Origin of the sequence: Streptomyces sp. NBC_00252 (assembly GCF_036187565.1) — a bacterium.
Taxonomy (GTDB): Bacteria; Actinomycetota; Actinomycetes; order Streptomycetales; family Streptomycetaceae; genus Streptomyces.
Genome location: NZ_CP108087.1, coordinates 773,432 through 793,513 on the forward strand (window position 1 = coordinate 773,432; position 20,082 = coordinate 793,513).

The following is a 20,082-nucleotide window of genomic DNA, read 5'->3' on the forward strand; positions in this document are numbered from 1 at the left end:
TTGGGTGGCCGACGACTACAACTCCACGACCACCGTGCCGATGTGGTGTCCTTCGAGCAGTTCGATCAGGGCGCGGGGTGCCTGGTCGATTCCGGACAGGCGGGTGTGCGGGACGGTGACCGAGCCCTCGCGCAGCCAACGGCCGAACGTCTCCGGGTATTCCGCCAGCGCGTCCCGATGGCGCGCGCCGCTGATGCCGCGGAGCTGGATCCCGCGCACGATCAGGGAGTACGTGTCGATCTCGACCGGTGCCGTGATCTCGCCCGACACCTGTGCGGAGAGCGCGCCAATCAGGCCCACCCGGGCTCCGGGCCGGGCCAGGGCGAGCGCGGCCCGCAGCTGCTCTCCGCCGACGTTGTCCACGACCGCGTCGATGCCGTCGGGTGCCGCCTTGCGCAGTTGTTCCTCGATGGGTTCGGCGCCGCGCAGCACGACCGCGTCGTAGCCCAGTTTCTCGATCAGGTAGTCGGCCTTGCGCCGGGAGCTGGTGCTGCCGATGACGCGGGCGGCTCCGCGCTGCCGGGCGAACTGCCCTGCCAGAGTGCCGAGTCCGCCCGCAGCGCCAGAGACGAACACCGTGTCACCGTCGCGTACTTCGGCGCCCCGGACGACACCGATCCAGGCCGCCGGACCCTGCGAGAGGTAGGCCACCGGGTCCGGGAACACCGCCAGGTCGACGGGCTGCACCGCGTCCGCCTCGACCACGGCGTACTCACGGAACCCGGCCCAGTGCGACACCGGATCACCGGGGCGCAGGGTCCCGCCCTCGGGTGCCGTCACCACCTCGCCGACGGCCGGAGCCGAGAGCGCCCTGCCGACTTCGAACGGCGGCATCGGCAGTCCGGCGTGCTCCCCCATGAGGGTGCGCAGGGAGGCCGCGACACCCATCAGGCTGTTGCGGACCAGCAGTTGACCGGGACCCGGTTCCGGGACGGGGACCTCCGCGACCGTGAAGTGGGCTGGTTCCAGGGCGCCTTGGGGACGGGAGGCGAGACGGACCTCGCGGTGCGTGGCGGGGATGGTCGACGGAGACATCTGCGGGCTCCTGACGGGTTGCCGAAGCGCCGCACACCTCGCGCGGCGCCCACCGACGGTAAGAGTTGACGCGCACGTCAAGGTCAAGCCGGAGCGGGTCGTCCGTACGCCCCGCACCAGTTCCTCGCGGGTCCGGCCGGCGCGTCCGCGACGATGGTCCGGGCTTCCTGAGGGCGTCCGCGGGCAGGGCCCTGTGGCGGTGCCTGCCGCGCGGTTGCCGGTGCGATCAGGTAATCAGGAACGGTGAACAAGGACGAGACCGACCCCTTCGTGCATGTCCGGGGCGCCAGTGAGAACAACCTGCGGAACATCGATGTCGACGTTCCGCGGGACGCGATGGTCGCCTTCACCGGCGTTTCCGGTTCGGGCAAGTCCTCGCTCGCCTTCGGCACGCTCTACGCGGAGGCCCAGCGGCGCTACTTCGAGTCCGTAGCTCCGTACGCCCGAAGGCTGTTGCAGCAGGTCGGCGCACCGCACGTGCAGGAGATCACCGGACTGCCGCCCGCCGTGGCCCTGCAACAGCGACGTGGCTCGCCCAGCTCGCGCTCGACGGTCGGCACCATCACCACGCTGTCCAATCTGCTGCGCATTCTGTACTCCCGCGCCGGCACCTATCCGCCCGGGGCCGCACGGCTGGAGGCCGAGTCGTTCTCGCCCAACACCGCTGCCGGGGCCTGCCCGGAGTGCCACGGACTGGGCGTCGTGCACGACGTCGCCGAGGACCTGCTCGTCCCGGACCCCTCGCTGAGCATCCGCGAAGGGGCGATCGCCGCCTGGCCGGGCGCCTGGCAGGGCGCCAACCTGCGCAGCGTGGTGAGCGGCCTGGGCATCGACATCGACCGGCCGTGGCGCAGGCTCAGGAAGAAGGACCGGGACTGGCTGCTGTACACGGACGAGCAGCCCTCCGTGTACATCGAGCCGGAGGAGGACCGCGTCGACTACGGCTACCAGGGCAAGTTCTGGAGCGCCCGCAAACACGTCATGCACGTCCTCGCCGACTCCAAGAGCGAGAAGATGCGCGAGCGGGCACTCCGGTTCGTCAGGAGCGTGCCCTGCCCCGAGTGCCATGGCAGCGGACTGCGGCCCGAGGCGCTCGCCGTGACCTTCGCCGGACGTTCCATCGCCGAGGTCAACGCGATGCCGCTCACCGAGGTCGTGACGCTGCTGCGGCCCGTCGCGGGGCGGTCCGAGGCCGACGCCACCACGTCGACCGCCCGCTCCGGGGAGACGACCGAGGTCGCGGTCCGGATCTGCGGCGACCTCGTCGCCCGGGTCGACGTACTCCTCGACCTTGGCCTCGGATATCTCAGCCTCGGGCGCCGCTCGACGACGCTGTCGCCCGGCGAGGCACAGCGCCTGCGGATCGCCACCCAACTGCGCTCAGGGCTGTTCGGCGTCGTCTACGTCCTCGACGAACCCTCCGCGGGCCTGCACCCGGCTGATGCCGAACCGCTGCTGGACGTGCTGGACCGCCTCAAGGCGGCGGGCAACTCGCTGTTCGTCGTGGAACACGACATGGACGTCGTACGGCGGGCGGACTGGGTGGTCGACATCGGCCCCGGCGCGGGTGAGGGCGGCGGACGCGTGCTGTACAGCGGCCCGGTCGCCGGTCTTGAGAAGGTCCGGGAATCGGCCACCAGCCAATACCTGTTCGGGCGCGCCCGACCGCTCGATCACCGCCCGCGCACACCGCAGGGCTGGCTGCGCCTGAGCGGCGTCTCCCGCCACAATCTGCACGACGTGTCCGTCGACGTACCGCTCTGCGTGCTGACGGCGGTTACGGGTGTGTCCGGTTCCGGAAAGTCGACGCTGGTGACGCAGGTCCTCGCCGAGGTCGTCCGCGGCCACCTCGGACTCGCACCCGAGGAGCCGGACGAGGCGCAGTTGGAGGTCGACGTCCAGGACGCGTCGGGGGTCGAGTCGTTCGACCGCCTGGTCCGGGTCGACCAACGGCCCATCGGCCGGACTCCCCGGTCCAACCTGGCCACGTACACGGGGATGTTCGACGCGGTGCGCAAGCTGTACGCGGCGACGGACGAGGCCAGGGCGCGCGGCTACTCGGCCGGACGGTTCTCCTTCAACGTGCCCGAAGGGCGCTGCGAGACCTGTCAGGGCGAAGGGTTCGTCGCGGTCGAGCTGCTGTTCCTGCCCGGCACGTACGCGCCGTGCCCGACGTGCCACGGCGCCCGGTACAACGCCGAGACGCTGGAAGTCACCTATCGCGGGAAGAACATCGCGGAAGTGCTGGAGCTGTCCGTCGACGCCGCCGCCGAGTTCCTGTCCGCCGTCCCGGCCGCCTCCCGCAGTCTGGAGACATTGCGCGAGGTGGGACTGGGATATCTGCGGCTGGGGCAGCCCGCGACGGAACTCAGCGGTGGTGAGGCGCAGCGCATCAAACTGGCCACCGAACTCCAGCGAGCCCGCCGCGGTCACGCGCTCTACCTGCTCGACGAACCGACGGCAGGGCTGCACCCCTCGGACATCGCACTGCTGCTGCGGCAGCTGCACCGGCTCGTCGACGCCGGCAACACCGTCGTCCTCGTCGAGCACGACCTGGACACGATCGCCACGGCCGACTGGGTGATCGACCTAGGGCCGGGCGGCGGCGACGCGGGCGGACGGGTGGTCGCGTCGGGCCCGCCGGCCAAGGTGGCGAGGTCCCGCCGCAGCGCCACCGCGCCCTACCTCGCGGCCCGGCTCGCGCGCTCCTGACGACCGGCCCCTGAGGCCACCGGCTTCCCCGGAGAAGGTGCGTGCGACGAAGTGCTCGTAGACGGCCGAAGCAGGGGTGCTCGATCTTCGCTTCCGGCACGTCCTTCACCGTGACCGTGGCTGTGGTTCTACTGCCGATCAGCGGACATCGGTTCCGGCAGGGACCGGCTGTTCCTGGTTCTGGAGCATGTTCCGTCGTTCCTGCTCGCGCTTGGAGTAGGCGGCCGCCCGGATCGCCTCGTCGCTTTCCAGGCCTGAGCCCAGGGCGCCACCCACCGTGGCGGTCGAAGCGACGAACCACGACAACGTCAGGTACCCGGTGGCATCCAGCGGGGCCCGTGTCATGGAGGCGAACACCCGGTCGTTGAGGATGAACAGCGCCCACACGAAGTTGATGACGAGCAGACCGGCGTAGCAGACGAGCACTCCGATCCCCACCGTCACGACGGTCGACACGTTGTAGAGCCTCGCTCGCAGCCTCGCTTCCGGTGAGTTCTCCGTCGACCGGTGCCACAGCTCCGCGTCCACGATCAGCCAGCCGACCATCAGGGCGATGGATCCGACCGTGGCAATCACGAGGCGCGGCACGCTCAATGCGCCCGCCAGGCTCCAGACGGTCGAATTCACGGTCGCCACGGCTCCCGTGGCGAGTGCGGCCGCCAGCGCTTTCGACAGACCGGGCACCAGCCGCCACGGCCGGTTGGCGCGGACCATGCCCGCCAGCACCCTCACATATCCGCGCGGCCCACTGACGACGTAGCGAAGATCAGTGCTTTCGTCCTCATCGACCGGACCCGGATGGACGGGGGTGAGCCGGCCGGCGAACGCTGCCTGGGACGGCTGCCTCTGCTGTCGTTCCGCGGCGGCGGTGACGCGCGGCTCGGCCAGGGCGATCACGGTTTCCACCACGGCTCGCCCGGCTCTGGTCTGCAGCCGGAATCCCCCCAGCGCAGGGAGCGAAAGCAGGGCCAGCCCGTGCTCGTGATCCAGATTCACGACGAGCTTCCGCCCCTGCGTGTGCAGAGGGAGGTCCGTGAGGGCCACCACAACGTCCCATCCTTCCTCGCTCGCCCGGTCCGTGATCCGGCCCATCAAGATGGAGAGGTCTTCGGACTCCGCGGTGAAGGGCTCGCTGGCAACCCTGACCTCGAACCGTCGCCCCTTCCCGGCCTTGTCGGCGAGCCGGGCCGGAAGCATCCGGGCCATGCGCCGCGCGATCTCCGTCGGCGCATCCGGATCCGCCAGCAGAGCCACGACGGTCACACCCTTGGACGACATTCATCGGCCCCTTCCCTTCGGCTGCGCTCGCTGGCGCAAACACCCCCACGAGCAGGATGGCCCCGGCGGCGGACTCTCGCCCCGTGACACGCGTGCACCGGAGACAGCCTGGCTTGACCAGGGCTGCCGGCCCGAGCCCTGGCAGCGGACCGGGGACGGGCCGCGCACGGAGCTCAGGGTCGGCTTCGACGCGGAGTGTCCAGCCGTTCCGGACGGCGGGGCATGCGGTAGGTCACCGACTGGGCTGCTGTCCGTGTCTCTTGCCGCAGCTCAAGGCGTGAAGGCGCCGCTTCTCTTCGCGAGCACGCGACCCAGACCCCGGTCTCACAACTGGCCGCTGCGTTCAGCCTGCTGTCCCGCGCGCCTGGGAAGGAGGTGCAGCGAGGTCTTGCCGCACGCTCCGCTCAGTTCAGGGTCGCCACCGGTTCCTCGCCCTCGTGCGTCTCCTCGGCCGGCCGGGCTCGGGCGTCGCGGCGGTCCAGTCGGTTCAGCAGCGGAACGGTCATGACCGTGGTGACCAGGGCGACGAGGACGAGCGCGGCGAAGAGCGACTCGCTGACGATGCCGGCCGCCAGCCCGATGTTGAGCGCGATCAGCTGCATGAGCCCGCGGGCGTTCATCAGGGCGCCGACCCGGACGGCCACCGAGGCGGGTTCGCCGCGCAGCCGGGCGGCGGCCCAGCAGCCGCCGAACTTGCCGGCCACCGCCAGGACGACCGCGGCCGCCCCGAACGCGAGCACGGACGGGTCGGCGAACACGTCGAATCGGGTGTTCAGGCCGGAGTAGGTGAAGAACATCGGCACGAACACCACCTGGGTCACGGCCTGGATGGTCCGCACGAGCCGTTCGGACGCCTCGCCGCGCGGCATGGCCATGCCGACGCAGAACGCCCCGAACACGGAGTACAGGCCGATGATGTCCGTGAACCAGGCCGCGCAGAACAGCACGGCGACGGTGAACAGGATCCGGGTGTCGGCACCGAGACCCGGCCGGGTCACGACCCAGGCCAGCAGGCGGCGTCCCAACAGGAGCAGTACGGCCACGAACAGCAGGGAACCGCCGACGGCCTTCAGGACGGGCTCCACCTTGCCGGAGGCCACGCTCAGCACCCCGGCGAGCATGATCCAGGCGACGGCGTCGTCGGTGGCGCCGGACGCCAGGGCGAGGGAGCCGAACCGGGAACCGGCCAGCCCCCGTTCGGTGATGATCCGGGCCAGCATCGGGAAGGCGGTGATCGACAGGGCGACACCGACGAACGCGGCCGTCACCCAGACCGAGACCCCGTCGACGTAGATGCCGACGTGGCCGTGGGCCATGAGGGTCAGTCCCACGCCCAGCACCAGCGGGATCCCCACGCCCGCCGAGGAGACGGCGACGGCGGTGCCCGCCAGACCGCGCCCGGCATGGGCCCTGAACTCGTAGCCGGCGGCGAACATCAAGGTCACCAGACCGATCTGACCCGCCACGTACAGCACCGGTTTCAGTTCCGGCGGGAAGACGTGGGCGGAGATCCCCGGGGCGACCAGTCCGAACAGCGAGGGTCCCAGCAGCACCCCGGCGATCATCTCGCCGACCACGGGTGGCTGGCCGAACCGGCCCGCCACCAGGACGACCAGACGGCACGTCAGCAGAATCACGACGACGGCGAGGAAGAAGGCGGGAGCGAGCTCCACAGGAGTCATGGTCTCGTTCCTCTCAACGGCCGGCGGTGACGGAGGTGGCGGAGCCGCCGGGCGCGGCGGCGAAGTAGTTCCGGCACAGCCCTTGGCGCCGGGCGTCCCACACCATGTAGCTGCCGAGGACGAGTTGGGTGAGGCTGCGGGGGACCGCGGCCCAGCGATCGGCGAGGCGCATCGCCGTGAGCCGGGGCCCACTGCGCGCCGGGCTTCCGGGCGCCGCCGCGCCGGTGCGCGCGACGAGCAGGCAGGGGCCGCGGCTGGGCAGCGAGCGGGTGTGTTCCACCGAGGACTCCAGCCGGAAGCCGCGCAGCACCTCTTCGGCGGCGACCCGCATGGTGAGGACGGCGAAACCACGCGCCGGGCAGGGACGGTTGGCGGTCACCCCGAAAGGGATGAAGGCGGTCGGCCTGGTGTCGGGCCTCAGCCAGCGGTCCGGGTCGAACACGTCTCCACCGGACCCCTGGTACTCGGGGTAGTTGAAGAGCAGCACGGAGCCGGCCGGGATGGGGTCCTGCCCGTCGCGGGGAATCTCCCCGGAGGTGATCCGGTGGGCCACCCCGAAGAGCGGGAAGTGCTGCAGCGTCTCGTTGATGACCCCGTCCAGGAAGTCCGGTTGCTCCTCCCCCGCCACCAACCGGTCCTGGACCGGCTGGTGCGTCGCGAGGGCCAGCAGCAGATGGGCCATCGCCTCCGACATCTGCACCACGGCGGTGTTGAAGAACGTGCCCTGGAGGTAGTACGCCTGCTCCCGCGCGGTGAGCGACGACGGCAGCGGCACGGGCGGGGGGTCATCCGCCAGGCGTGCCCGCAGGTACTCCGTCAGCCGTGCCCGGCGGTCCATGTGCCGCAGGCCGGTGCACTTCAGGGCGCTCACCACGTCGTTCGCGTTGCCGGTGATCAGGTCCCGGACGTGGCGCGGGCAGGCTTCCCTGAAGACCACCTCGTAGTAGACCTCCGCCCAGACGGGCATCATCAGGTCGCGCAGCCTGACCTGGTGCACCCGCGCGTGGCCGTGGAGTTCGCCGAGCACCCGGCGGGTGCAGCGGCCGACCAGCTCCGTCCACTGCTCCCTGGACAGCCCGGCCAGGATCTGCCGGGTGGTGCGGGCCACGTCGTCGTAGCGCGGGCCGGGTTCCAGGTGCTCCTGGTGCACTTCGGGGCCGGGCGACAGCCAGTACCAGAACAGGTCGGACAGCGCGGCGCCCCGGCTGCGGCCGTCGGCCGCCGGATGCCCGTACACCTTCTTGAACTCCTCGGCGGGCACTTCCCGGCCGGGTGCCCTGACCCCCTCCTCGCCGCCGACCCGGGCGAAGATGCGCACGCGCAGCGCGATCACCGCTCTGGGCAGCCAGTACGGCAGACCGGCCACCAGGACCACGGCCAGGCCCGCGACGAGCCAACCGGTGGGGCTCACGCGCCCACCCCGCCGAATCGTCGGTCCGCCCCCGGTGTCACGGCGGGACCGGGCACGGGACCCCACGCGGGCACCCGCACCAGATCGGGCGTCAGGTCGGCGAGCCCCGTCGCCCCGCACAGGGCCAGCGCGTCGTCGAGCTCGTCCCGCAGCAGTTCGAGGAGACGTCGTACGCCCTTCTCGCCTCCCTCGGCGAGGGCCCACATCACGGGCCGGCCGATGCCCACGGCGGACGCGCCGAGCGCCAGCGCCTTGACCGCGTCGGTGCCGCGCCGGACTCCCCCGTCCATCACGACCGGGATACGTCCCTCGACCGCGGAGACGAACTCGGGCAGCAGCTCCAACGTGGCCGGGACGGTGTCGAGTTGGCGACCGCCGTGGTTCGAGAGCAGCAGCCCGTCGACGCCGTGCCGGACCGCGAGCCTGGCGTCCTCGGGGTGCAGGACACCCTTGAGGAGGATGGGCAGCGACGTGATGCCGCGCAGCCAGTCGATGTGCTCCCAGTTGAGCTCCGGGGACATGGCGATCTGGCGTACGTGGCCGCGCTCTCCGTCGCGCAGGTCCACCAGGTTCTCGCAGCGAAGGCCCGGCGGCAGGTCATGGAAGCCGTTGCGCCGGTTGCGTTCGCCCGCGCCCAGCACCGGGGAGTCCACGGTGACCACGAGCGCGGTGCACCCCGCGTCGGTGGCCCGCCGCACCAGCGTCTCGGTGATGTCCAGGTCGGGCTGGATGTAGAGCTGGAACCACAGGGTGGGGTCGTCGCCGGCCGCGCGGGCCGCGTCGGCGATATCGCCCACCGCCACCGTGGACGCCATGGCCACGATCATGATGGCCCCGGCCGCCGCCGCGGCCCGGGCGGTCGCCAACTCCCCTTCCGGGTCGACCAGTTTATGGAAGGCGGTCGGGGAGATCAGGACCGGCAGGCTCGCCCGGCTGCCGAGCAGGGTGATGCCCAACTCCCGTACGGCACTTCCCCGCAGCACCCGGGGCAGCAGCTGGAGCCGCCCGAACGCCGCCTCATTGGCCCGTACGGTGATCTCGTCACGCGCCCCGCCGGCGATGAAGTCGGCGTACACGGGGTCCAGTTCGGCGCGCGCCGCGGTCTCGAAGTCGCGGACGGTGTACTGCACGCCGCTCACCGCCCCGCCGGAGTCGGCCGACGGTCCAGCTCACGGGCGAAGAACGCGACCAGCGGGGCGCGGTGGGCCTCCGGGTGGTCCCAGTGGTTCTCCAGGTTCTCGGCCATGTGATGGGTGCCGAGAAGTTCGCCGCCGCCGTGGTGCCGGATCACCGGGTGGAGGTACGCCGCGTCGAAGGCGTCGTCGACCGAGTTCTGCGCGGTGCGGCGCACGGTGATGTCGAAGGGGTCGACCTTGTCGTGATCGGGGCCGTACTCCAGCGTGACCGTGAAGTAGTCGCCGTTCGCGGTGAGTTGGGCTTCGTGGGCGTACGCGACCGGCACCTCCTCGTGGTACCTGGCCGGTTCGCCGGGTGGTGTGACGATCAGGTCCCCGATCACACCGAACTGCTGCCACAGTGCCGAGCTGCGGTTGACCCGGGCCACCACGGCGTCCGCCAGCGCGGCCGGGTCGCTCTCCAACTGCCGGTGCGGCCAAGGCTGTTCGTGATGGCGTTCGCCGAGGATGCGACTCAGGGCACGTACGGCGTACCGGAAGCCGTGGATGAAGCCACCGGTGGACTTCTTGAAGTCGCGCTGCTGCATGAGCGTTCCGGCGAAGTAGAGGCCGGGCACGTTCACTGATTCGTACGCCGGGGAGAGTTCGGCGAAGCGGTCGTCGATGACCAGGTTGGGGCTGCACCCCGGGTCGAACACCGAGGCGTCGAAGCGGAATCCGGTGCAGACGATCACCCGGTCGTAGCGCAGCTCCTTCACGACCTCGTCGGCCCGGGAGAAGCTGAAGCGGACGCGGTACATGCCGTCGTCGGGGTCCTTCTCGACGGACAGCACATTTCCGTCCAACAGGGCGTTCTGCGACTTGAGTTGATAGGTGTCGAGGAAGTTGTTGTTGACCGCGCGGATGTGACCGACGTAGTGGGTGTTCCAGGCCATGCGGATGGAGTGCGGGCCGGCGACATGGATGACCGCGGCGGTCTCGACAAGGTTGTCAGCGGTCTCCAAGGCGGAGTTGCCCTTGCCGATGATCAGGACCCGCTGATCGGTGAAGTCCTCGGGGTCCACGGAGACCACGGAGTAGTCGTCGGCGGTCTCGATACCGGGAATGTCGGGGGTGTTGGCCCGGGTCAGTCCGGTGGCCATGACCAGTCGCCGGGCGCGGTGTTCGTGACCGTGCTGATCGGTGACCGTGAAGCCGTCCTCGTCACGGCGGATCCGCTCCACCCGGGTGTCGTAGGCGATGTCCAGCTTGAACGCCTCGGCGAAGTCGGCGAGATAGCGCACCAGATCGTCGGCGTGCGGGAAGTAGCGCTTGCTGTACCGGCTGAAGAGCAGGTTCGGGTCCGGGGACAACAGGGAGTTCCAGTCCATCCGGAGGTTCAGCTCGGGATCGTCGGTGCCGTTGTAGACCTTGTTGATCGAGATCAGCTTGCGATGCCGGGGGAAGGTGCGGAAGAACGTGCCGGGCGCGTGGCCGCTCTCCAGGATCCGGTACCCGTGCCCGGCCTCCTGCAGTAACTGCCCGAGCTGAAGACCGGCCGGGCCGCCGCCGATCACGAGGTAGTCGAAAGGCTCGCTGTGCGTGGAGTCCATGGATCTCTCCTTCTGCTCCGGGCGAGGACATGCCTGAAGACGGGTGGGGGGTGAGAACCGGCAAGATCCGGTCAAGCGGCGGCTGTTGGCGTCCGGGTAAGGCCCGGCAGGGGTCGGGCCGCAAGCCGAAACGCGTCGGCGGCGAACACCTGAGTGGGCCACGACCCGACGGGTTCGGCGGATGCCGTGCTGCGCGACACGGCGTCAAACCCGCTTGAACGGGGCCGAGTTGAGGGAAGGGCGAGGACCCAGGACCGTACCTTCGAGCGGCTCAACCGAGTCGGGATCGGCCGGAGCGGCCGTGCTCAGCAGCCAGGTGGAGCGGTTCGGGAAGCAGTCACGGCCGGGAACGGTGCAGCCTGACACTCTGGCAGGGGCATGGCAGACCCTTCCATCGGAAATCCCTGTGAAGGTTCAATGAGCACCGTAGTGACGGTCGACACGAACGGGCAACAGCAGCACCAGGGATGACAGGGATTCGACAGGAACGCCGAGCACGGATCGCGCACCTGCCCGGCCGGGATGCAGGGCAGGTTCAGCGCGAGAGGGCCGCGAGACGGTTGAGGGTCAACAGGGCGGTACGGCGCGTGCGTTCTACGAGGATCGTCTCGTACGCGGTTACTGGGTGATGTCCGGTACGGCGAGGCCGAGTTCGCGGTCGCCGAGGGGTGCGAAGAAGCGCTCGACGTCCGCGTCGGTGACCTCCGCGAGGGTGCGCGGTGACCAGTGCGGGTCGCGGTCCTTGTCGATGACCTGGGCGCAGATGCCCTCCACCAGGTCGGGGGTGGTCAGGGCGTGACAGGAGACGCGGTACTCCTGGTCCAACACGTCCTCCAGCGCGCCGAGTTGGCGTGCTCGGCGCAGTGCGGCGAGGGTGACCTTCAGTGCGGTGGGTGACTTGGTGAGCAGCGTCTCGGCGGTCTGTTTCGCCGCGCTGTCGCCGTGGTCGAGGAGGCGTTCGATGATGCCCTCGACGGTGTGTGCCCGGTAGCAGTCGTCGATCCAGGCCTGGGCGAGGGCGAGTTCACCGGGAGGCGCCTCGCGGGCGTAGCGGCCGATGACCTCGCGTACCGGCGCGTGGGCGAGCGCGGTGAGCAGTTCCGGCAGCGAGTGCGACGGTACGTAGTGGTCGGCGAGGTCGCAGTGCAGGGCGTCGGCCGCGCCCAACTGGGCGCCGGTCAGGGCGAGATGGGTGCCGAGTTCGCCTGGCGCGAGGGCGAGGAGGTGGGTACCCCCGACGTCGGGTACAAAGCCGATGCCGGTCTCGGGCATGGCGACCCGGGAACGCTCGGTGACAATGCGGAAGCTGCCGTGCGCGGAGACGCCGACGCCGCCGCCCATGACGATGCCGTCCATGACGGCCACGTAGGGCTTCGGGTAGCGGGCGATGCGGGCGTTGAGCCGGTACTCGTCGCGCCAGAAGGCCGCCGACGCCGAACCGTCCCCGTCGCGGGCGTCGTCATGGATGGCGCGGATGTCGCCGCCCGCGCAGAGACCCCGTTCTCCGGCGCCGGTGATGACGACGGCCTCCACGTCAGGATCGTCCGCCCAGCCGGTGAGCGCTTCGTCGATGCGGAGCACCATGTCGTGGGTGAGAGCGTTGAGGGCCTTGGGACGGTTCAGGGTGATGCGGGCGGCCCGGCCCGTGGTGTGGAACTCGACGTCGGTCATCCGACTACCTCCGTCAGGCCGCGGGCCACGATGACGCGCATGATCTCGTTGGTTCCTTCCAGGATCCGGTGGACCCGCAGGTCACGGACGATCTTCTCGATACCGTACGCGCTCAGGCAGCCGTGCCCGACGTGCGGCTGTAAGGCGCGGGCGCCGGCGAGGTGGACGAGGTTGCGGTCGAGGGCCCTGTGAGCGCCGCCGAGCGAGCGGGCGTCAATGCCGAGGCGACCGCCGTTCAAGCCGTTCAGGCCGTCCATAGCGACACGGAATCCTGTGCCCTCCCCGCCGAACAGCCGGTCTGCGGGCAGCCCCGCGCAGTCAGGACCACCTGAGACCGGGTCGTCCTTGGCGACAAGGAGCGAGACGATGCGCACCGCCTACAGTCACGGCATGCGCATCGTCTCCCTGCTGCCCGCCGCGACGGACATCGTCGCCGAACTCGGCCTGACGGACCGGCTGGTCGGTCGCACCCACGAGTGCGACTGGCCGCCGGAGGCGGTGGCGTCGGTGCCGGTCGTCACCGGCGCGGAGTTCACGCCGGACGACCTCACCAGCCGGGAGATCTCCGACGCGGTGGGCGGTTCGGCGCACTCCGGGTCGTCGCTGTACACGCTCGACACCGACGCGCTGGCCGCGCTGCGCCCGGACGTCGTCCTCACCCAGGACCTGTGCGACGTCTGCGCGGTGTCGTACGAGAAGGTCAGTCGGGCCGTACGACTCCTCGACGCCGACACCCGCGTCCTCAGCCTGGAGCCGCGCACCCTCGACGACGTGCTGGACTGTCTGGTCACGGTCGGCGACCTGCTCGGTGTGCGGGACCGCGCCGAGCGTCAACGGGCCGCGCTGCGGGGCCGGTTGGAGCAGGTGTCCCGGCTGACGGGACGGGCCCGGCCCCGGCCCCGGGTCGTGGCGATCGAGTGGCTCGACCCGCTGTGGCCCGCCGGGCACTGGGTCCCCGAGCAGATCACCTGCGCCGGGGGCGAGCCGCTGCTCGCCTCGCCCGGTGAGCACACGAAGCCCATGACGTGGGAGGCCGTGCGGGCGGCCCGGCCGGATGTCGTCCTCGTCCTGCCGTGCGGCTTCGCGCCCGAACGGACGCTGCGGGAGCGGGAGTTGCTCACCCGGCTGCCGGGTTGGGACGAGCTGCCCGCGGTCCGTACGAACCGTGTGTGGGTGCTGGACGGCCCGGCGTACTTCAACCGCCCCGGCCCGCGCGTGGTGCGAGGCGCGGAGGTGCTGGCGCATGTCCTGCACGGGGTGCGGGCCGGGGCGGCGGTGACGTCGGGCGAAGCGCGTCGCTTGTTGGACGGGGCCGAGTGAGGCGGTGCGGTGCGGTGAGCGCGAGGGCGGTGCGGGCGAAGGCGTGCCGGCAGGTCCTCGATTTCGGATTCGGCTCAGGCGTGCCTTTCAGGCCGGGCCGATGTCCATGTCCATGTCCATGTCCATGTCCATGAGCGGGGCGTACTGCTGACCGGCATAGCAGTCGCTGTCGTGCAGGTCGCCCTGGACGGTGGGTCGCGGAAGGGAGACCTTGACCGCGAGGGCCAGGGGGTGGTTGACGACGAGGATCTTCTGGGGGTCGGTGTCGAAGAGAGTGGCGAAGAGGTGCTGGTTGAGGAAGCCGGTGGCGACGAGCGTGTCGTAGGCGTTCTGGTCGTGGCACATGAAGTCGAAGGTGAGGGTGAAGGGGCCGGCGTTCTTGGAGCGGACCAGGGAGCAGTGGTCGAGCAGGGTGGCCATGGGGTTACAGCTCCTCGATGGTGGTGCGGAACAGCTCGGTCGGGGTGACACCGGTGGCGACGTGGTTGAGGGTGAAGCGGTACAGCGCGCCGCGGTCGATCTCGGGCGGTGAGTAGGGGTAGGCGAGGGTGGAGACCAGGCCGTCGGTCCGCGTCCTGCTGTTGGCGGCGGCCGTGAGGGGTCGGGTGAAGGGGAGTCGACAGGTGACAGGGAAGGTCAATCGCCGCCCGCGTCGAGGACGATGCGGAACCGCGGTGCTCCGGAGCGCAGTCGGGTCACGGCGTCACCGGCTTGTTCCAGGGGCATGCGCTCGGTCATGGGACGGACGTCGTTGGTGACGGCGAACTCCATGGCCTGCTCGGTCTCCTGTGCGCTCCCGGTGAGGTGGCCGGTGACGGTGTGGGCGTTCATGACCAGTTGGGCCGCCGGGACGGTGACCGAGCCCGCGTCGACCCCGACCAGGGTGAGCCGGCCATGGGTGTTCAGTCCGGTGAGCAGCTCGTTCACCGGGGCGGTGGAGGATGCGGTGTAGACGATGAGGTCGGCACCGCCGAGTTCCTTCAGGGCGGCTCCGGGGGCGTGCGCGTCGCTGTCGATGTAGTGACGGGCGCCGAGTTCCCGGCTGAGTGGCCCGCGTTCCGCACCGCGGGCGATGGCGACGGCCTCGTAGCCGAGCCCGGCCGCGAACTGCACGGCGAGATGCCCCAGCCCGCCGATGCCGAACACCGCGACCCGTCCGCCGGCACGGATGCGAGCCTTGCGCACGGCGTTGAAGGCAGTCACGCCCGCACAGCCGAAGGGGGCCGCGTCGAACAGGTCGAGTTCGTCGGGGACACGTGCGAGGGCGTCGGCGGGCACCGTGATGCTCTGGGCCCAGCCGCCGGGATAGGACAGCCCGGGAACCTTGCGTTCAGGACAGTGGACGACGTCGCCTGTCCTGCAGAACGAGCAGTGCCCGCAGCTGCCGCCGAACCAGCCGACCGCGACCCGGTCCCCGACCGACCAGCCCTCCACCTGATCACCCACATCGGCGATGACACCGGCTACCTCATGCCCGGGGGTGACCGGGAAGACGGTGCCGGGGCCGGTGGCCGCAGCGGTGGCGATGTCGGCGTTGCACACGCCGCTCGCGGTGACCGACACACGTACCCACTGAGCGGCGGGCGGTGCAGGCGTACCGCTGGCTGTGCGCACAGCCCCCCGAGGCTCGTTCACGACCATGGTCACTGAGGTGTCCGACATGGCCCTCACCCCTTTTCCGGAGCTGTCTGCGCCTATAGGAAATGCTTATGCTGGATCAGGACGGACCCCACCGTAGGCACTGATGGAGTTGCCCGGTAGGAGACATCAGCGAATGCGGCGATAAGGAACGGCTATGGCAGAACGCGTGAATCTCGAAGGGCTCCGGTACGCGCACGCGGTCGCCGAGACGAAGTCCTTCAGCGCCGCCGCCCGGGCGTACGGCGTCACCCAGCCCGCCCTGTCCAACGGCATCGCGAAGCTGGAGGAACGTCTGGGTGACAGGCTCTTCGACCGCTCGCCGCGAGGGGTCACCCAGACCGCCTTCGGGGCCCGCATCCTGCCGCTGATCAAACAGGCCCTGGTCGCGCTGGACGCGGTCACCGTCGAAGCCAGGCGGCTCACCGAACCCGGCGCGCGGAAGATCCGGATGGGCCTCTCCCCGCTGATCAGCTCCTCGCTGGTCACCCGGGCCTTCAGCATGGTGCGCGAGCTGCCGGTCCCTCGCGATCTCGTGCTGCGCGAGGCCGACATGCAGGAGCTGCGGGACGGTCTGCAGGCCGGCCGGCTCGACATCATCCTGATCCCCGCCGTGCGCGCGATGCCGCGCTTCGAGCACCGGGTCATCGATGTCGAACCGGTCGTCGTCATCACCCCCGACCCCGACGTGACCGCCCCCCTCGAACTCGAGGAGGCCGGAGCGGAGCAGTTCATCCTCGTCCCCGACACCTGCGGCCTGACCACGTTCACCGCACAGCTCTTCCAGGCCCACGAGATGCCCCTGCGCGCGTATCCGGGCGAAGCCGCCAGCTACCAGGTCCTGGAGGACTGGACGCGGCTGGGTCTGGGATCGGCCATGGTTCCCCGCTCCAAACTCACCTCACCCGACGTCCCCCACCGTCACTTGACGGACCAGGGCCGCGAGGTGCAGATCTCCTTCGAGGCGGTCTGGAGCTCCGAATCCGCGCTCGGTGCCGACCTGGTCCGCCTGGCCGACGGTCTGACAGCCGCCCGGCGCTGACACACGCCCGTCGCCGACACAGTCGTAGTGACAGCAGTGGGCCATCCTCGGAAGGCTGCGGGCCACCCCCGGATTCAGGGGGGCAGGTGCCTTGCCGGACTCGCATCCGGCCCCTCTCCCCCGCGTGCCCCGCGCACGGTCATGCCGACGAGGACGGCAGATCCTCCGCGCTGAAGGGCAGGGGCAGCAGCGTGGAGATGTCGATCCGGTAGATCCGCGACAGCGTCAGGTCCGCACAGAGCACGGTCACGTTCCGCTGGGGCGCGCCGGTGACATCGAAGATGCGCTGCCGGCAGCCGCCGCACGGGGTGACGGGCTGCCCGGGCCCCGTCTTCCGCGGGTCGCCTCCAACAACCGCGATCGCGTCGAAGTCACGGACTCCAGCCGTTACGGCGGCGGACAGCGCCGCGGCCTCGGCGCACACTCCCAGCGGGAACGAGGACGACTCGAAGAACGTCCCCGTGTAACACCCCCCGTCGGTGGCCTGTACTGCCGCTCCGACATGGAAGCGCGACACGGGATTCAGGGCCCGCGGTGCGACCTCGCGAGCCCGCTCCAGCAGACGGGTCTCCGTGCGGGTCAGGTCACTGGCGGACACGGTGGGATCGAGCATGCGTGGACCTTCGCTTCCTGTCGGGTGAGAACCGGCGCGCGGGGCTGATCAGCGTACGAGACCGCGGGGAGCGGCAGTGACCCGTCGGCGACAGCGGCCGACCGTCGGTCACGGCGATAACCGCAGCCTATGGTGCGATTCAGCGTGATCCCCTACCGGATCTCGGACCAAGTGCCTAACTTGCCGGGCAGGAGACGGAAACCCCTACCTCGATTCGTCTCCGTCGCACGGGAGAGACATAGCCATGGGGTATCCCGTTCCCTGCCGGGGGCGCCCAGGACTGAGACCAGGAACCTTCCCGGCCTGTGCTGCCCGTTGTCCGGGCGCCGAACCCGGGCACGCACCCCGTGTCCTCACCACCGACTGGCGGAGCCATGGCCATGTACGAACTGCACCGGCTGCTGCGCGAATACGACCGCGCCCGCGCCCACACCGACGCCCTCTGGAAGGACCTCACCGCCGACGAGGTGACCTGGCGCCCGAACGAGAACTCCAGCGCCATCGGCTGGCACCTGGGCCACCAGGCCCACGTGGCCCACTTCATGATCCGCAACCTCACCGCGGCCGAGCCCAGCCCCGACCCGGAACTCGACGGCCTCATGGACTCGGCGAACCCGGAGCGGTTCCGCGGTGCGCTGCCCACGGTCCGCCGGCTCACCACCTTCCGCGACACCGTCGCCGAGCGCGTCCACGCGCGCATCGGCGACATCGCCGTCGGTCGGGTCGGCGCACCCGACCAAATGACCATCGTCGGCGGCCACTTGCTGACCGCGCTCATCAACCACGAGTACCAGCACGACGAGTGGATCAGCGAGGTACGTGCCCACAGTCTCGGTCACGCCCTCCCGCCCGATCCATCCGCCGACGGGCTGAGCCGCGTCGACGGCTACCTGGTCCTCACTCCGTACTCCTGATCACCGCACCGCACACCCCGTCCCCCGCCGGGACTCTCGCTATCCGGAGCACCCCATGTCCAGCACCACCCTCGACTTCACCGGCCACAAGGTCATCGTCATCGGCGGTACCAGCGGCATCGGCCGGGCCGTCGCCCGTATGGTCGCCGAAGGAGGCGGCACCGCGGTCGTCACGGGCCGCTCGCGGGCGAGCGCCGACGAGGCCGCCTCCGCCCTGTCCGCACACGGCCACGCCGTCGGGCTGGCAGCCGACCTGACCGACCCGGCAGCCGTCGAGCGCCTGCGCGGGACCCTCACCGACGAGCACGCGGACGCCACCCTCCTGGTCAACGCGGCCGGCGTCTTCGCCCCCAAGCCCTTCCTGGAGAACACGGGCGCCGACTACGACCGCTACCAGGCCATCAACCGCGCCTTCTTCTTCCTCACCCAGACCGTCGCCGCCAACATGGTCACCCGCGGCACGAAGGGCTCCGTCGTCAACATCGGCTCCATGTGGGCGCACCAGGCCGTCGCCGCCACCCCCTCGTCGGCGTACTCGATGGCCAAGGCCGGGCTGCACTCGCTCACCCAGCATCTCGCCATGGAACTCGCCCCGCACGGCATCCGCGTCAACGCGGTGGCCCCCGCCGTCGTACGCACCTCGATCTACGAGGAGTTCATCCCCAAGCAGGATGTCGACTCCGCACTCGACGGCTTCAACGGCTTCCACCCGCTCGGCCGGACCGGTACCCCCGACGACGTCGCCTCCACTGTCACGTTCCTTCTGTCCGACAGGACAGACTGGGTCACCGGGGCCGTCTGGGACGTCGACGGCGGTGTCATGGCCGGCCGCAACTGACGTCCCCCCACCCAAGGCCCGCCCGTCCCGGCAGAAAGGCACTTGCCTCGTGAACAGCGACGACCCGACACAGAACCGTGCGGCACCAGCCGTCCCCGATGCCGAGACGCTGCGGTTCTGCCGGGATCTGCCGAAGGTCGAACTCCATGTCCACCTCGAGGGATGCCTCGAACCCGACCTCCTGATGAGGCTGGCCCGGCGCAACAACGTTGCCGTGCCGTGGAAAACGGCCGAGCAACTCCGCGCCGCCTACCGCTTCGAGAACCTCTCCTCGTTCCTCGAGCTGTACTTCGCCGGCTGCCAAGTACTGTGCACCCGGCAGGACTTCCACGACCACACAACCGCCTACCTGGACCGTGCGCACGCGGACGGCGTCGTGCACTCCGAGATCTTCCTCGGTCCGCAGAGCTTCACCGACCGCGGCATTGCCACAAGTGCCGTCCTGGACGGCGTACTTGACGCCATCTCTGACGCGGGTGAGCGGTCCGGGATCAGTGCTTCCCTCCTCGTCAGCGCGCACCGCCACCGCAGCGAGAAGGACGCCTTCGAGCTTTTGGACAGCGTTGCGCCGGGGGCCGACCGGATCGCGGGATTCGGGCTGGGAGGCGCGGAGATCGGAAACCCGCCGGAGAAGTTCACCCGCTACTTCGCGGAACTTCGACGGCAGCGCTTCAAGACGTGCGTCCATGCCGGTGAGGAGGGCCCCGCCGCTTACGTACGCCAGGCGTTCGAGCTCCTGGAGCCCGACCGTATCGACCACGGCGTCGCGATTCTCGACGACGAGCGCCTGGTCCGTGATGTCGCCGCCGCCAAAACGCCGCTCACCGTGTGCCCCACCTCGAACGCGAGGCTGAACGTCGTACCGTCCCTGCGCGCCCACCCGCTGCCCGCGATGCTGTCGAGGGGCCTCAACGTCTCGCTGCACTCGGACGACCCCGCCTACTTCGAGTCCTACCTCACCGACACGTACGCATCGACCGCGGCCACCCTCGGCCTCGATCGACCCAGCCTCGCCAACCTGGCCGCCAACGCGATCCGTTCGGCCTTCCTGCCGCCGGCCGCACAACAGGCGTTCCTCGACCGCCTTGAGACACAAGTGAAGCAGCACCTTCCCTAGAAGGCCGCCCAGGTGAAGGCCAGCCACCTCGTGGGAGCTTCACCAGACAGCCGTGCGGATACGGCAGCGCCCCCTACCCACCC

17 protein-coding genes and 1 pseudogene are annotated in these 20,082 nt (G+C 70.2%); 6 read left to right on the forward strand and 12 right to left on the reverse strand.

From position 1 onward, the window contains the following. Positions 1-15 precede the first annotated feature (15 nt). Positions 16-1,035, reverse strand: coding sequence for an MDR family NADP-dependent oxidoreductase (locus OHT77_RS03380; RefSeq protein WP_328826439.1), 1,020 nt, complete (start codon positions 1,033-1,035; stop codon positions 16-18). Positions 1,036-1,278: 243 nt separating this feature from the next. Here OHT77_RS03380 and uvrA point away from each other — a divergent pair, with 243 nt between their 5' ends. Further along, positions 1,279-3,747 carry an excinuclease ABC subunit UvrA gene (gene uvrA / locus OHT77_RS03385; protein WP_328826440.1) on the forward strand — a complete coding sequence of 823 codons (2,469 nt, stop codon included), beginning with the start codon at positions 1,279-1,281 and terminating at the stop codon, positions 3,745-3,747. A 138-nt stretch (positions 3,748-3,885) separates the two neighbouring features. Here uvrA and OHT77_RS03390 read toward each other — a convergent pair whose 3' ends face one another. From OHT77_RS03390 to OHT77_RS03420, 7 genes and pseudogenes are all read right to left on the reverse strand, one after another. After that, positions 3,886-5,025 carry a hypothetical protein gene (locus tag OHT77_RS03390; protein WP_328826442.1) on the reverse strand — a complete coding sequence of 380 codons (1,140 nt, stop codon included), beginning with the start codon at positions 5,023-5,025 and terminating at the stop codon, positions 3,886-3,888. Positions 5,026-5,429: 404 nt separating this feature from the next. Next, positions 5,430-6,707 (reverse strand): cation:proton antiporter, encoded by a 1,278-nt coding sequence (locus OHT77_RS03395; protein ID WP_328826443.1) that lies wholly within the window; start codon positions 6,705-6,707, stop codon positions 5,430-5,432. Positions 6,708-6,720: 13 nt separating this feature from the next. Then, positions 6,721-8,118, reverse strand: coding sequence for a cytochrome P450 (locus tag OHT77_RS03400; RefSeq protein ID WP_328826444.1), 1,398 nt, complete (start codon positions 8,116-8,118; stop codon positions 6,721-6,723). Further along, entirely contained in the window at positions 8,115-9,248 is a 1,134-nt protein-coding gene (locus OHT77_RS03405) for an alpha-hydroxy acid oxidase (protein WP_328826445.1), read from the reverse strand. The genes OHT77_RS03400 and OHT77_RS03405 overlap by 4 nt, the downstream gene beginning before the upstream one ends. Before the next feature lie 5 nt (positions 9,249-9,253). Then, the gene (locus OHT77_RS03410) at positions 9,254-10,846 is read right to left on the reverse strand and encodes an NAD(P)-binding domain-containing protein (RefSeq protein WP_328826446.1); all 1,593 of its coding nucleotides are present in this window, start codon (positions 10,844-10,846) and stop codon (positions 9,254-9,256) included. 618 nt (positions 10,847-11,464) lie between these two features. Continuing rightward, entirely contained in the window at positions 11,465-12,517 is a 1,053-nt protein-coding gene (locus OHT77_RS03415; RefSeq protein WP_328826447.1) for an enoyl-CoA hydratase/isomerase family protein, read from the reverse strand. Next, positions 12,514-12,885: pseudogene (locus tag OHT77_RS03420) on the reverse strand (acyl-CoA dehydrogenase family protein); the annotation flags it as partial. The pseudogene OHT77_RS03420 and the gene OHT77_RS03415, both read right to left, overlap by 4 nt. Between OHT77_RS03420 and OHT77_RS03425 the strand changes: the two are divergent. Then, the gene (locus OHT77_RS03425) at positions 12,884-13,837 is read left to right on the forward strand and encodes a cobalamin-binding protein (protein WP_443047908.1); all 954 of its coding nucleotides are present in this window, start codon (positions 12,884-12,886) and stop codon (positions 13,835-13,837) included. The pseudogene OHT77_RS03420 and the gene OHT77_RS03425 sit on opposite strands and share 2 nt — an antisense overlap. An 87-nt stretch (positions 13,838-13,924) precedes the next feature. Here the strand turns inward: OHT77_RS03425 and OHT77_RS03430 are convergent, their stop codons facing one another. The 3 genes from OHT77_RS03430 to OHT77_RS03440 are packed head-to-tail and all read right to left on the reverse strand — an operon-like array spanning position 13,925 to position 15,499. Then, positions 13,925-14,257 (reverse strand): DUF4387 family protein, encoded by a 333-nt coding sequence (locus tag OHT77_RS03430; protein WP_328826448.1) that lies wholly within the window; start codon positions 14,255-14,257, stop codon positions 13,925-13,927. 4 nt (positions 14,258-14,261) lie between these two features. Beyond that, complete coding sequence (locus OHT77_RS03435) at positions 14,262-14,477, reverse strand: hypothetical protein (protein ID WP_328826449.1); 216 nt, start codon at positions 14,475-14,477, stop codon at positions 14,262-14,264. Next, positions 14,474-15,499: an alcohol dehydrogenase catalytic domain-containing protein gene (locus tag OHT77_RS03440; protein ID WP_328826450.1), complete on the reverse strand. Its 1,026-nt coding sequence runs from the start codon at positions 15,497-15,499 to the stop codon at positions 14,474-14,476. Before OHT77_RS03440 ends, OHT77_RS03435 begins: the two co-directional genes overlap by 4 nt. A gap of 133 nt (positions 15,500-15,632) precedes the next feature. Here OHT77_RS03440 and OHT77_RS03445 point away from each other — a divergent pair, with 133 nt between their 5' ends. Continuing rightward, positions 15,633-16,517, forward strand: a complete 885-nt coding sequence (locus OHT77_RS03445) for a LysR family transcriptional regulator (RefSeq protein ID WP_328826451.1) — start codon at positions 15,633-15,635, stop codon at positions 16,515-16,517. Between the two features lie 139 nt (positions 16,518-16,656). On the opposite strand, the gene OHT77_RS03450 is transcribed toward OHT77_RS03445, so the two are convergent. After that, on the reverse strand, positions 16,657-17,130 hold the full coding sequence (locus tag OHT77_RS03450) for a cytidine deaminase (RefSeq protein ID WP_328826452.1): 474 nt from the start codon (positions 17,128-17,130) through the stop codon (positions 16,657-16,659). A 380-nt stretch (positions 17,131-17,510) separates the two neighbouring features. Here OHT77_RS03450 and OHT77_RS03455 point away from each other — a divergent pair, with 380 nt between their 5' ends. The 3 genes from OHT77_RS03455 to add are packed head-to-tail and all read left to right on the forward strand — an operon-like array spanning position 17,511 to position 19,999. Next, positions 17,511-18,044 carry a DinB family protein gene (locus OHT77_RS03455; protein WP_328834138.1) on the forward strand — a complete coding sequence of 178 codons (534 nt, stop codon included), beginning with the start codon at positions 17,511-17,513 and terminating at the stop codon, positions 18,042-18,044. Between the two features lie 55 nt (positions 18,045-18,099). Then, positions 18,100-18,882 (forward strand): SDR family NAD(P)-dependent oxidoreductase, encoded by a 783-nt coding sequence (locus tag OHT77_RS03460; protein ID WP_328826453.1) that lies wholly within the window; start codon positions 18,100-18,102, stop codon positions 18,880-18,882. Between the two features lie 49 nt (positions 18,883-18,931). After that, positions 18,932-19,999 (forward strand): adenosine deaminase, encoded by a 1,068-nt coding sequence (gene add, locus OHT77_RS03465; protein WP_328826454.1) that lies wholly within the window; start codon positions 18,932-18,934, stop codon positions 19,997-19,999. The last annotated feature ends 83 nt before the right edge of the window (positions 20,000-20,082 follow it).

Excerpts from the sequence above, each read along its gene's own strand:
- OHT77_RS03380 (WP_328826439.1), bottom strand. The coding sequence starts at position 1,035 with ATGTCTCCGTCGACCATCCCCGCCACGCACCGCGAGGTCCGTCTCGCC.
- OHT77_RS03390 (WP_328826442.1), bottom strand. The coding sequence starts at position 5,025 with ATGTCGTCCAAGGGTGTGACCGTCGTGGCTCTGCTGGCGGATCCGGAT.
- OHT77_RS03395 (WP_328826443.1), bottom strand. The coding sequence starts at position 6,707 with ATGACTCCTGTGGAGCTCGCTCCCGCCTTCTTCCTCGCCGTCGTCGTG.
- OHT77_RS03410 (WP_328826446.1), bottom strand. The coding sequence starts at position 10,846 with ATGGACTCCACGCACAGCGAGCCTTTCGACTACCTCGTGATCGGCGGC.
- OHT77_RS03415 (WP_328826447.1), bottom strand. The coding sequence starts at position 12,517 with ATGACCGACGTCGAGTTCCACACCACGGGCCGGGCCGCCCGCATCACC.
- OHT77_RS03425 (WP_443047908.1), top strand. The coding sequence starts at position 12,884 with ATGCGCACCGCCTACAGTCACGGCATGCGCATCGTCTCCCTGCTGCCC.
- OHT77_RS03430 (WP_328826448.1), bottom strand. The coding sequence starts at position 14,257 with ATGGCCACCCTGCTCGACCACTGCTCCCTGGTCCGCTCCAAGAACGCC.
- OHT77_RS03440 (WP_328826450.1), bottom strand. The coding sequence starts at position 15,499 with ATGTCGGACACCTCAGTGACCATGGTCGTGAACGAGCCTCGGGGGGCT.
- OHT77_RS03445 (WP_328826451.1), top strand. The coding sequence starts at position 15,633 with ATGGCAGAACGCGTGAATCTCGAAGGGCTCCGGTACGCGCACGCGGTC.
- OHT77_RS03450 (WP_328826452.1), bottom strand. The coding sequence starts at position 17,130 with ATGCTCGATCCCACCGTGTCCGCCAGTGACCTGACCCGCACGGAGACC.
- OHT77_RS03455 (WP_328834138.1), top strand. The coding sequence starts at position 17,511 with ATGTACGAACTGCACCGGCTGCTGCGCGAATACGACCGCGCCCGCGCC.
- OHT77_RS03460 (WP_328826453.1), top strand. The coding sequence starts at position 18,100 with ATGTCCAGCACCACCCTCGACTTCACCGGCCACAAGGTCATCGTCATC.